The organism is Bacillus sp. JJ1533, from assembly GCF_036965045.1.
Lineage (GTDB): Bacteria > Bacillota > Bacilli > Bacillales > Bacillaceae_L > Ferdinandcohnia.
On the sequence record NZ_JBALOV010000025.1, the window covers coordinates 119,765 to 131,708 of the forward strand.

General features: G+C 39.3%; 8 protein-coding genes. All 8 read right to left on the reverse strand.

Annotated elements, in window-relative coordinates; all coding sequences use genetic code 11:
• Positions 1-45: 45 nt before the first annotated feature.
• Positions 46-3,198, reverse strand: a complete 3,153-nt coding sequence (locus tag V7138_RS12575) for a glycoside hydrolase family 2 TIM barrel-domain containing protein (protein WP_335397803.1) — start codon at positions 3,196-3,198, stop codon at positions 46-48.
• Positions 3,199-3,232: 34 nt separating this feature from the next.
• Positions 3,233-4,066 (reverse strand): carbohydrate ABC transporter permease, encoded by an 834-nt coding sequence (locus V7138_RS12580; RefSeq protein WP_335397804.1) that lies wholly within the window; start codon positions 4,064-4,066, stop codon positions 3,233-3,235.
• Entirely contained in the window at positions 4,066-4,932 is an 867-nt protein-coding gene (locus V7138_RS12585; RefSeq protein WP_335397806.1) for a carbohydrate ABC transporter permease, read from the reverse strand. Before V7138_RS12585 ends, V7138_RS12580 begins: the two co-directional genes overlap by 1 nt.
• A gap of 70 nt (positions 4,933-5,002) precedes the next feature.
• Positions 5,003-6,268: an ABC transporter substrate-binding protein gene (locus V7138_RS12590; protein ID WP_335397808.1), complete on the reverse strand. Its 1,266-nt coding sequence runs from the start codon at positions 6,266-6,268 to the stop codon at positions 5,003-5,005.
• 249 nt (positions 6,269-6,517) lie between these two features.
• Positions 6,518-7,528: a LacI family DNA-binding transcriptional regulator gene (locus V7138_RS12595; protein WP_335397810.1), complete on the reverse strand. Its 1,011-nt coding sequence runs from the start codon at positions 7,526-7,528 to the stop codon at positions 6,518-6,520.
• Positions 7,529-7,769: 241 nt separating this feature from the next.
• Positions 7,770-9,026 carry a Gfo/Idh/MocA family protein gene (locus tag V7138_RS12600; protein WP_335397812.1) on the reverse strand — a complete coding sequence of 419 codons (1,257 nt, stop codon included), beginning with the start codon at positions 9,024-9,026 and terminating at the stop codon, positions 7,770-7,772.
• Positions 9,027-9,212: 186 nt separating this feature from the next.
• Positions 9,213-10,208, reverse strand: a complete 996-nt coding sequence (mgrA, locus tag V7138_RS12605) for an L-glyceraldehyde 3-phosphate reductase (protein ID WP_335397814.1) — start codon at positions 10,206-10,208, stop codon at positions 9,213-9,215.
• 77 nt (positions 10,209-10,285) lie between these two features.
• Positions 10,286-11,782 carry a methyl-accepting chemotaxis protein gene (locus V7138_RS12610; RefSeq protein WP_335397816.1) on the reverse strand — a complete coding sequence of 499 codons (1,497 nt, stop codon included), beginning with the start codon at positions 11,780-11,782 and terminating at the stop codon, positions 10,286-10,288.
• Positions 11,783-11,944: the final 162 nt, after the last annotated feature.

Below are 11,944 nucleotides of genomic sequence, written 5' to 3' on the forward strand. Positions count from 1 at the left end.
ACAATGAACTTGTCCCTGCGTCCCAATGATGACAGGTGTTATGTTTTATATCATTTTACTTAATTCGATTGGTGAGTGCTCACTTTTTGAATAAGCACGGAAGCTTACTGTGAAGTGGAAGTCCTCATTTTTTAATTGATATTGTTCTAAAACTCCAGGTCCACAGCTTGCTGATCCTAAACCTTGTTGCTTGTAATCTACATTAAAGGTGATAAAATCATCCTTCACTAAATCATAGGTATGGTTCGCATTTTCAAGAGTGTCAGTTGAATAATAGCTTGCGCTAAAATCAAAGCTAGGATGTCCTACTACCAGTAACCCAATACCTGAAAGGTCAGTTAATGAAGCCCATCTTACTTCATGTCGATTTCCATTTTCCTGAGGAACGACATATGGTGTGTGTAGTTCATCAACCGTCTTTGACCAAACTCCAAAGCGATTCGCTAATTTGCTGTCAACATAGGATTCACCTGGTCCTCTACCATACCAATCGACTTGATTTAATTGAGGCTTCAACTTCATTTGCAGACCAATCTTAGGTAATGTAGTTGAAGACTCGCCTTGTTTTTTTCCATTTGCATCAATCTTCATTGAGCCATTTTTCGAAATGGTATACGTCACCATTGTCTCAAAGCCCCAAGCATGTACCGGAGGAGCAAATCGAGACTGCACGTATACTTTCACTTGGTTATTAGTTGGCGCTACCTCATACTCAACAGCTTTTACGCGATTTTGCAAGTGATGCAGACCGAATTTTCGCCACTCTGCTTCTTCTTTTTTCACACTAAATTCATCTAAGCCCAGTTTGTCATTATCTGTTGGAGCTCTCCAAATATTCACATTCGGACCTTGCTCTAACAATTCAATACCTTGGTGCTTCCATGATTCGAGTACCCCGTAAATTTTATTAAAGATATACTCGAAGGATTCTCCGCTAACTACGAGCTTATGATCGGTTTCCTTTACTTGCAACGGAGAATACACTCCATTATCAGTCACTTCTATCCATTGATTTACAGGTAACTCAAATTGTTCCCACGCCACTTCATGTCCAGCTTTCGCCCAGTTTGTATCAAACGACTGATTTAATTGGAGGTTAAGCCAGTAATCAGTATTGGTTTTTTTTATAGCTGGCAATGCGAATGGAATTGAAATTTCACTCGACTCACCTGGATAAATCGTTGGCATCTCCACCATTCCACGATCTATCACTTTTCCATCTGAAACGAGAGACCATGAAATGGTAAGGTGATTTAAAGTAATAAAATCGTATAAGTTTTGAATGCGAACAGTACCATTTGCTAGATCAACCGCTTCAACCCTTACAGGTTCAATCACCTTTTTATATTCTAAAAGCGCTGGAGAGGGTGTACGATCAGGCATGACGAGCCCATCAATGACGAAGTTCCCATCATGAGGTGTTTCTCCAAAGTCACCACCATATGCAAAATATTCTTCACCATCATCTGTATATTGACGAATACCATGGTCAAGCCATTCCCAGACGAACCCACCTTGAAGACGATCATACTTATAAAACAAATCAAAATACTCTTTTATTCCACCTGGTCCATTCCCCATTGCATGACCAAATTCACATAAAATATGTGGCTGAGCTAAATCATTTCTGCTCCCTAATTGTTCCATAATTCCATGTGGGGTGTACATTGTCGAGAACATGTCAGCCGCTTCATGCAAACGCGTTGGATTATTATTCTCCTTGGTCATGATCGAACGAGTCTCTCCTTCATAATGGACAAGTCTTGTTGGATCCTTTTGTTTTGCCCACTCAGCCATCGCTATATGGTTCTGGCCGAATCCAGATTCATTTCCTAGTGACCAGATGATTATAGAAGGATGGTTCTTATCACGTTCTACCATTCTCTTCATTCGGTCAACAAACGCATCCTTCCACTCTGGATCCTGAGCTAATTGGTGAGGCTTTCCGATTCTGTCAAATCCGTGAGATTCCAGATCTGCCTCATCGATAACATATAGGCCATATTCATCACATAAATCATAAAATCTTGGGTCGTTCGGATAATGCGCAGTACGTACCGCATTGATATTATGCTGCTTCATCAGTTCAATATCTTTTCTCATCCAATCAAGCGGAACAGCACGCCCTAAATCAGGATGATGGTCATGACGGTTTACACCTTTAAAGAGTACAGGCACCCCATTTACCTGGATTAAACCATTCTTTAACTCTACCTGCCTAAATCCAACTTTCGATGGGATTACCTCAATGATGCTACCCTCATTATCTTTTAACGTCATTACTAAGTAATATAAGTATGGTGTTTCTGCTGTCCATTTAAAAGGGTCACTTACCGGTATACTAGTATTTATTTTCGTTTCTTCTGACCCGCTTAACGGAACTAGTATATCTCTTTTCGCTTCTTCAATCTCTTTGAAATTCCCATCAAAAAGCTGAATCTCTAACTGGTATTCTTTTGAACTACCAATAGGTGAATGGATCACAGATTGAAGCTGTAATTCTGCATCTTTATACGCTTCATCCAAGTTTGTTTTTACAAAGAAGTCATGGGTATACACTTTCGGCTTTGCAAGTAAATACACATCTCTAAAAATACCACTTAGCCACCACATGTCCTGGTCTTCTATATAGCTACCATCAGACCATTGATAGACCCGAACAGCAATCGTGTTATTCCCTTCCTGAACAAAGTCTGTTACATCGAATTCGGAAGCCACACGACTCCCTTGACTATATCCAACAAACTGCCCATTGATCCAAACATGAAATGCACTATCTACCCCTTCAAAGCGAAGAAAAACAAGTCCATTCAGCATTTCATCGGTCACATAAAATCCTCTTCGATAAGAACCGGTTGGATTTTCAGTTGGAACAAAGGGAGGATCAACTGGAAATGGATATTGAACATTTGTATAATGCGGGTTTCCGTACCCATGCATCTGCCAGCTTGATGGTACTTGTAAATCATCCCAATTACTAGTATCAAAGTCATTTTTATAAAATGATTCTGGAGCATGTTCGGGTGTTTTCGCATAATGAAACTTCCACATTCCATTTAATAAAAAAAACCCATGCGCACGACCTCTTTCAAAGCTAAGCGCATCCTCTAGATTCTGATAAGACATAAAATAAGAACGATCATTTATTCGGTTCTTTTGAAGTACATTCAAATTCTCGTAATCTTTAAGCTGCTTCATATTGACCTCCAAAAGTTGGTTGTATTGCTTTACTTTATTTAATGGCACTTCCCAGCATACCTTGGATAAAATGCTTCTGTAGTGCAAGGAAGAAAATGATAATTGGAATAGTTGCAATCAAAATTCCGACATTGATTTGACCATAATCAATAATAGAAACACCCTTTAGGCTTGATAACGCCACTGGAAATGTATACATATCCGTTGTTGTCGTTACGACTAATGGCCATAGAAAGTTATTCCATTGTGATAGGAATAAGAAAATGGATGTGGCCGCAAGTGCCGGCTTCATAGATGGGATAACTATACGAAAGAAAATTTTCATTTCTCCTGCTCCATCCATCCGGGCAGCTTCAATCAATTCAGTTGGAAACGCCATAAAGTTTTGTCTCATCAAAAAGATGGCAAAAGGTGTACAAACGGTTGGTAAAATAAGAGCAACATACGTATTTAATAATCCGTAATCAGCCATCATCCTAAACTGAGGAATAAGGAGGGCTTGATACGGAATCATCATCGATAAGAGAAATGTTGTAAAGATAATTTTATTCCCTTTAAAATGAAATTTTGCCAAAGCATAAGCAGCCATTGTTGAAACGAAAAGTGCCAAAATGACATAAACACCCGACACAAATAAGGAGTTAAACAATACCCGCCAAATATTGATGCTCTCATTTAAATTCGTAAAGTTGGTTAAAAATTGATCTCCAAATAACAATGTTGGAGGATTCGAGAACATTTTACTCGTATGATTCGTTGCACCAACTAACATCCAATAGAATGGGAAGATTGAAATCACGATACCGATTAGCAAAAGAAGATAAATACCTGCTTTTCTCGAGAATCTAGATGCCTTATTTTCCTGCATTATTTACCATCTCCCGTTACTTTTGATTGAATTAGTGATAGGATTGCAACAATCACGACAACCACATATGCAATGGCCGATGCATAGCTAAAGTCATAGTATTGGAATCCATTTTTATAAATCATTAATCCTAGTGTTGTCGTTGAATCTCCAGGTCCACCTTTCGTAAGGTTAAACGGTTCATCAAATAACTGTAAGGTGGCAATCGTTGAGATAATCGAAGTGAATAATATAATTGGCTTCAATTGCGGAATGGTAATCGAGAAGAATTGTCGAACCTTCCCTGCACCATCAATAGAAGCTGCTTCGTACGTTTCTTCCGAAATATTCTGCATGGCAGCCAGATAAATCACCATGTTATAGCCCGTCCATCTCCAAGTCATCGCAATAATAATAGAAACCTTCGCCCAGAATGGATCATTCAACCAAGGAATAGCCTCAATTCCAATAAGGGATAAAAATTGGTTGAAGATACCTTTGTCCATCAAAATGATAGAAAATAGAATAGAGTAGGCAACTAATGAGGTTACAGCTGGTAGAAAGAACCCTGTACGAAACATTCCCTTAAACTTTAATAGTTTACTATTTAGTAGTGCCGCTAGCATAAGCGCTAAAAGAATCATGATTGGTACTTGAACAATAAAAATAATAAATGTATTAAAAAGGGCTTGATGGAATGTAGTGTCATTCAATAATCGGATATAGTTATCAAGCCCAGCAAATACATAAACGCCACCTTCAGACGTTTGGAAACTCAAAATAAAAGATGAAATGATTGGATACACCGTGAATATAAGAAATAAAATGAGCGCTGGAGCTAAAAATAAATACGGCGTCCATTTTGTTTTGTTGAATTGGTTCATCATGTTGTCAACCCCCTTACTCATGGGAGAGGTAATGAAAGGCTTCTTTCATCACCTCATTTTGTTAGATTGATTATTTTACTCGATTTTCAATGTTTTTCTTAGCCTGTTCCATCGCTTCATCGGCACTTTTTCCATTCAGTGCTTCACCTTGCGCTTTTACAATTTCATCACGAGCGATTGGATCATTTTTTGTATAAATGATTGTTGGAATCTTGTCCATTTCGTCTGCTAAGAAACGCCAGATTTTTTGATTTCCGAAGAATGGCTCTTCTGCATCAAACATTTCAGATTCAAATACTGGTGCATAGGTAGGAAATAATCCACCTTCCATCGCAATTTCTTGTGCCTCAACACTGGTTGTAAACCATGATAAGAAATCATATGTTTCTTGAACCTGATCACCAGTTGAAGGAATCACAAATGAGCTACCACCTTGAACAGATGAACGTGATCCATCTTCTTCATGTGCTGGTAATGGCATTAAGCCCCATTTACCTTCTGTTTCTGGTGCTTGTTGTTCAATTGTCCCCACTAACCAGCCACCTGCAACAACAGATGCTGTCTCTGAATTTGCAATCGAGGTCACCCATGCATCCCAACCGGTTACACCTAATAGAGCGTCTTTCTCACGTAAGCCTTTCAGTACATTAAGAGCATTGACAGAAGCTTCACTGCCAACTGTTAGTCTATTATTCTCGTCGTAATACCCTTCTCCCTGCTGATTTAAGATGATTGTATACACGTTTGCATCCGCTTGATCGAAGCTTAGCATTGCTTTACCAGTTGCCTCTTTAATTTTTCCGCCAGCATCAACGTAATCATCCCATGTTTTAATTTCTTCTGGATTTACGCCTGCTTCTTCAAAAATATCGGTACGATAAAATATTGCTGCTGGGCCTGTATCAAATGGCATTGCGTAGATATTCCCATCTTTAGAAACAGCCTCTAGCTTAAAATCCGGAAACTCATTTTTAAATTCGTCAAACCCGAGTTCACTTAGGTTTGCAAACGCACCAGGGAACGCCTCTAATTTACCTTGAAGTTCATCGTCTGTTTGAAGCATTCCATCGGGTAGGCCTTTACCACCAGCCTGCAATCCTGTTGTTGTTTTACTCTTAATATCCTGACCGCCTGTTTCAATAATTTTCACTTTAAAATCTGGGTGGTCCTGTTTATAGATTTCTGCAGCCTTTTCTAATACTGGAACGTTAATATTATTTGCCCAGATCGTAACTACATCATCATCTGCGCCCTCTTGACTACTTGAGCTACCGCAAGCAGCAAGTATACCTATTAATAAGATCCCCGAAATAAACAAGATGAATTTATTTTTCATAAAGAACACCTTCCTCTTTTAGTAATTTGTTTACTGATAAAATCATAGCACTTTTAACTAAACATGTAAACGTTTAATTTAATATGTTTTACTAAAAAATAACTTTGTTTTTACTAGTTATATACCATCTTTTCCATTCCTTAACAAAATCAATTTAGCTTTCTCCATGTTATTTGGATTCATACAGTGTAAAATAAAGAGGAAGTAAACACAGTTTTTCATGGCACAAAAAAAGTGAGCATTTTTTGCTCACTTTTTTTCCTCTATTGGTGGGGTACTTTTTCGAAAAATTGGTTTCCCTTGTATATATACCGTTTTTGCAGTTGTTCTGTTTTTTGTTAATCGTTCCTCCAGCAAATCCAAACCCGTTTCGCAAAGGGTTGGAATATCAATATGGAAGGTTGTTAAGGGTGGGGAAACATATTTCGTAACACTGATATTGTTGATACTAAAAAAAGCTACCCTTTGCGGTATCGGAATTTGCATTTCATTAAATGCTTGAAGGGCACCAATCGCAAGTGGGTCTGTCGCAACACAAAATGCCTCCGGAAGGTCATCACCCATTTTTTCGATTGCCTCCATCGCGACTTTGTAACCATTTTTCACCGTACTGGCAGGTACAATTAAAACATCCTCTTCTCTTAATTTGTTCCGTTCCCGTTGATAGTTTCTGAACGTAACCTCTCGTAACTGAGGAATAGGTTCATATGTCTCAACATCGTAATCACTTGCACCAATAAACCCAATTCGGTTGTAGCCGAGGCCTTCAAAAAACTGAATCATATATTCTGTCATAAGCTTCAAATCTGGTAGAACAGAATCTAGATTTTGCGGGTCTCTTCTTGTATTTAAGAACACGCCATGGGGGGTGATTTCCTCTAAATATTTGATCTCTTTGTCGGTTAATTTTCCAATTGCAATAAAAGCGGTTGTCTTTTTATCAACCTTTTCAATGCCATCATCGATATGATATCGAACTAATTCTATTTTCCTTGCCTTTGCCTGCTTTTCGAGCTCTGTCCTAATGCCCCTGAAAAAGACATCCTCAAGCTCCTCTTCATTGGATATCCAATATAGAAATGCGATATTGTTAAGCTGTGTAATCCCCTGCTTCTTTTTATATCCCAATTCATCAGCAACGGCTTTCACTTTATCTCTCGTTTCTTCACTAACAGATAAATTCAAATCATTATTAAGTACCCTAGAAACGGTCGCAATTGAAAAGCCAGATTTTTGGGCTATCTCACGAATTGTGGCCATATTTTCTCATCCCTTCTGTCTTTCCTCTACTTATATAGTATACAGAAATTAGCGTAAAGTAAACATTTTTAGTAAACATTTTAACTTTACATAGAGGGAGGGTGCAAAGGGACGGTTAAAACAAAATGATTGCCAATAAAATATAATTGCAATATTTGTTGATTTTATCCTGAATCACTTAGGAATTCTTGAGTTCCCTATTCCACAAGATTCCCCCTATTATTCTAAGGGGAGCATTAAATTAATTTGTATACTGCAGATAAAAATCATCTAACTGAATGGATTTTCCTTGATACAATCTGGATTCCTCGGCAGCAAAGGCCATGATGTGGCTTCTTAACGAGATTGCTGCAGAGGTAATGCTTTCTTTTTGTGATTGGTTTTGTATGTCTCGTATAAAGGAGCGGATAATGCCAAAGTCACCGCCACCATGTCCTCCAATGGAATTGGGAAGGCGTATAATCGTTTCTTGTTTCGTGAGAAAATCATAGATGGATAGGCTATTTTCATCCATCTTTCCACGGATCTCACCTTTTGTTCCCATGATTTGTACGATACGGGTTTGTTCGCGCGTGAACCCGCACATACTAAAGGTTGCAGTTGCACCACCCTCAAACTCCATATTTACGACTTGATGATCAACGACATTATTTTCTGATTGATAAACGCATTTTCCGTATGGCGTTTCGTGCAGTGCCTTAATAATCCCTTCCCGTGAGTCGTCCTCTGTAAACTTTTTGGCCCAGCCTTTACCCTCACCAAGATAATACCTACCCGCATGGAATGGACACTCAAGTTCAACAGGACACCCATCCAAACATCTTTTTGGAGCACCTTCTGGGGCATTTTCTTTTTTGAAATGCATCAACGACCCAAATGAACTTATTCGTTCGCACTTTTTGTCCATGATATAGCTAATAATATCCATATCATGGCATGACTTTTGTAAAATCATCGGGCTGGATTTCTCTTTATTGCTCCAGTTCCCTCTGACAAAGCTGTGAGACATATGCATAACTTCAACGTTTTCATTTAATTGTAAGGAGACAACCTCCCCTATTTTGCCTTCTTCAATTACCTTTTTAATAGTCGACCAAAATTCTGTATAACGTAAAACATGACAAATCGTCAATTTACGTTCACACTCACGGGCAACCCGTTCCATTTCAATACATTCCCGTACATCTGGTGACATCGGTTTTTCCAAAAGGACATGATACCCCTGCTTCAATGCTCGAATTGTGGGTTCAAAATGGAACTGATCCTGTGTACAAATAATGGCGACATCCGCGATTTTCCCTTGTTCCATCAACTCTTCCCATGATGTAAATCCGTATGTATCTTCAATCTGATGAAGTGCTTGAAACTTCTTTCTTCTTTCTTCATTAGGTTCTGCCACACCCACTATTTTGAGTTCGTGTGGATGATCTAGAGCATACGGAGCATATGCCCTCTCCCCGCGGTCACCTGCCCCAATCACAACTGCTGAAACTGCCATTCTCTCAATCTCCTTTATTTGTGTATTCCTATAAATGAAAATATCACAGCTACACCGAATGTGATAGTCCGAAATCTCATAATTCGGATATTTATAATAAAGGGCAATCATCGATGCAATATAAAAGAGGAGCAACCTGCTCGTACACAGGCTACTCCTCTTCTATTATGCGCTTTTCTAGTATAACTACTTTTCGTTTAAAATATCCTCAATCTTTGTTAATTCTTCTTCTGTGAAATCGAGGTTTTTTAACGCGGCTACACTGTCCTCGACTTGACTCACTTTGCTTGCTCCGACCAATGCGGATGTGACACGATCTCCACGCAGAACCCATGCAAGTGCCATTTGCGCAAGGCTTTGTTCTCTTTCTGTTGCAAGTTCGTTTAACTGTTGTATTTTTTGTAGGACATCCTCTGTAATTATATCCTTTTGAAGATGTGTGTGTTCCTTCGCCGCCCTTGAGTCGCTCGGAATGCCACCAAGATATTTATTTGTTAACAACCCTTGAGCCATCGGGGAGAAGACGATAGAGCCTACACCATTTTCAGTCAGCACATCTTGCAAACCATCCTCAATCCAGCGGTCAAACATGGAATATCTTGGCTGATGAATGAGTAGTGGTGTCCCTAACTCTCTTAAAATACGAATTGCTTCTAACGTTTGAGTTGGACTGTAATTGGAAATTCCAACGTACAGAGCTTTTCCCTGTCTTACAATATGGTCAAGCGCTCCCATTGTTTCCTCAAGCGGTGTGTTAGGATCTGGACGATGTGAGTAAAAAATGTCCACATAGTCAAGTCCCATTCGTTTTAAGCTTTGGTCAAGGCTAGAAATCAAATACTTTCTGGAACCCCAGTCCCCATATGGACCTTCCCACATGGTGTAACCAGCCTTCGAGGAAATCACCATTTCATCACGATATGGCGCAAAGTCTTGCTTCAGTACTTTTCCAAACATTTCTTCAGCGCTACCTGGTGGTGGACCATAGTTGTTTGCCAAATCAAAATGGGTAATCCCAAGATCGAAAGCCTTTCTTAGGATATTACGTCCATTTTCAAAGTTGTCGACTCCTCCGAAATTATGCCACAACCCTAAGGAAATGGCTGGCAACAGCAAACCGGATTTTCCAACACGATTAAACTTCATTTCACTATACCGATTTTCACTAGCTTGATAGACCATATGTATCTCTCCTTTATTGGGACTAGGGACAGGTCCCTCGTACCCTTTTTATGTGAATAGCGACAGTGGGGCTGTCCCTATTTTTCCTTAAATATTTTCATTAGTTCAGCAGTGGCATCGTCTGTGTTTTGGACGTAAGAGACGAGGTGCTGCATTTGGCTGTTTTGGTTTTCGATAGAGGCGGTGATTTCCTCGAGTGATGCGGTTGTTTCCTCAATGATGGCCGCAAATTCACTAACAGAGGTTTCGATGGAAACCGTTGTTTTCCCGATTTCGTTCGTACTTTTTTCGAAATGCTTTACCGCCTCGTTTAGCTCAGAAACAGTGTCATCGATGACTGTGAAGACCCCTTTTGTATCCTTTGTGAGTTTGACACTCTCATCCATTTTTTCTGCGTTTTCTGCCATCTGTTTTTGCGTTAATGTGGTGCTTTCATTTACCTCTTTTAAATTTTCAGCGATGAGATTCGCTGTGTTGGATGTTACCTCTGAAAGCTTCCGAATTTCGGCCGCAACGACGGCAAAGCCTTTGCCACTGTCACCTGCACGGGCAGCTTCAATTGACGCATTTAAAGCAAGTAAATTCGTTTGTGATGCGATTTCTTGAATACGATCCGTAAATCCATTTGTCTCATTAATTTTTTCAACTAATAAATTCATCGTTTCAGACATCGATGTGACAGATGCCTGAAAGTCCGTAATTTTTGTGAGTAATAGATCAATCGTTTCATTTCCATTATCAGCTGCCTCATTCGCTTTATCTGTCTGAGTGCTAAGGTGGTTTGATCCTTTAACAAGCTCCTGAACCACAAGGTTAAGGCTCTCAATCGACTCCGTTATCGTTGACGCCGATTCGTTTTGCGTATTCATCCCAGCAGATATTTCAGAAACAGCGATGGTCATCTCATTGAAGGTGTGCATTTGCTCCTCACCTTGGCGACGGATGTTTGTAATGTTCTCGCTGATGGTCTGTGAGTTCTCCTCAAGCTGAACTGCATGCTGCCTTCTCAATTTTAAAAGATGCTCCGTTTGTTCCTGGGTAGCTTGAATTTCCTGAGTAAGTTTTCCTGTTACAAGGCTCTGGAAAAATAGAGTTGCAATAATAACTGTAAAGATTAAATAATAGATAACAAGCTCCTTAGGGGTATAGCCAAAGTCCTGACCCTTCGTCACGAAAAATATAACCGTGATTAATATAGCGCAGGCCACTCCAAAGTATAATGTCTTTCGCTTATTGTAGATCGCAACCGTCGTCAGTAGGTAAAATGGTAAAAGAACAATTGGCGCTGATTGCGAGCTAGACATAATGATGAAAAGAACCACAGCAATCCCTATAACAGAAAAATAGGGTGTTTGTGTTAAAAATAGATTCTTATAAATTAATACGTGTAAGATTGATAGAAAAATCGCCCCACCAATTCCAATCGTGAGAATCATTTGAAGGGGCTGTCCAATTGAAGCCTCAACAATGATTGCCAGAATGACAGAAATAAGTGAAACAAGACCGACCAATTTGTTTTTTCGAATGAGATCCTCTCGTTTTAGCTCTTCGATAGATAAAATCGTTTCATTCATAAGGTTGTCCCCCAATTTTGATATCTCCCTCTATTTTACATTTTTTTCAGAGATTTGAACATAATTATGCTGGAGATTCGGCTTTAATTGACACTTGTTTAGTAACTGGATCAAGGAGGGCAGAATCTAAACAATCGTTTGTTTGAAAATTGGAAAGATTTA

Excerpts from the sequence above, each read along its gene's own strand:
- V7138_RS12590 (WP_335397808.1), bottom strand. The coding sequence starts at position 6,268 with ATGAAAAATAAATTCATCTTGTTTATTTCGGGGATCTTATTAATAGGT.
- mgrA (WP_335397814.1), bottom strand. The coding sequence starts at position 10,208 with ATGGTCTATCAAGCTAGTGAAAATCGGTATAGTGAAATGAAGTTTAAT.
- V7138_RS12600 (WP_335397812.1), bottom strand. The coding sequence starts at position 9,026 with ATGGCAGTTTCAGCAGTTGTGATTGGGGCAGGTGACCGCGGGGAGAGG.
- V7138_RS12595 (WP_335397810.1), bottom strand. The coding sequence starts at position 7,528 with ATGGCCACAATTCGTGAGATAGCCCAAAAATCTGGCTTTTCAATTGCG.
- V7138_RS12580 (WP_335397804.1), bottom strand. The coding sequence starts at position 4,066 with ATGCAGGAAAATAAGGCATCTAGATTCTCGAGAAAAGCAGGTATTTAT.
- V7138_RS12585 (WP_335397806.1), bottom strand. The coding sequence starts at position 4,932 with ATGATGAACCAATTCAACAAAACAAAATGGACGCCGTATTTATTTTTA.
- V7138_RS12610 (WP_335397816.1), bottom strand. The coding sequence starts at position 11,782 with ATGAATGAAACGATTTTATCTATCGAAGAGCTAAAACGAGAGGATCTC.
- V7138_RS12575 (WP_335397803.1), bottom strand. The coding sequence starts at position 3,198 with ATGAAGCAGCTTAAAGATTACGAGAATTTGAATGTACTTCAAAAGAAC.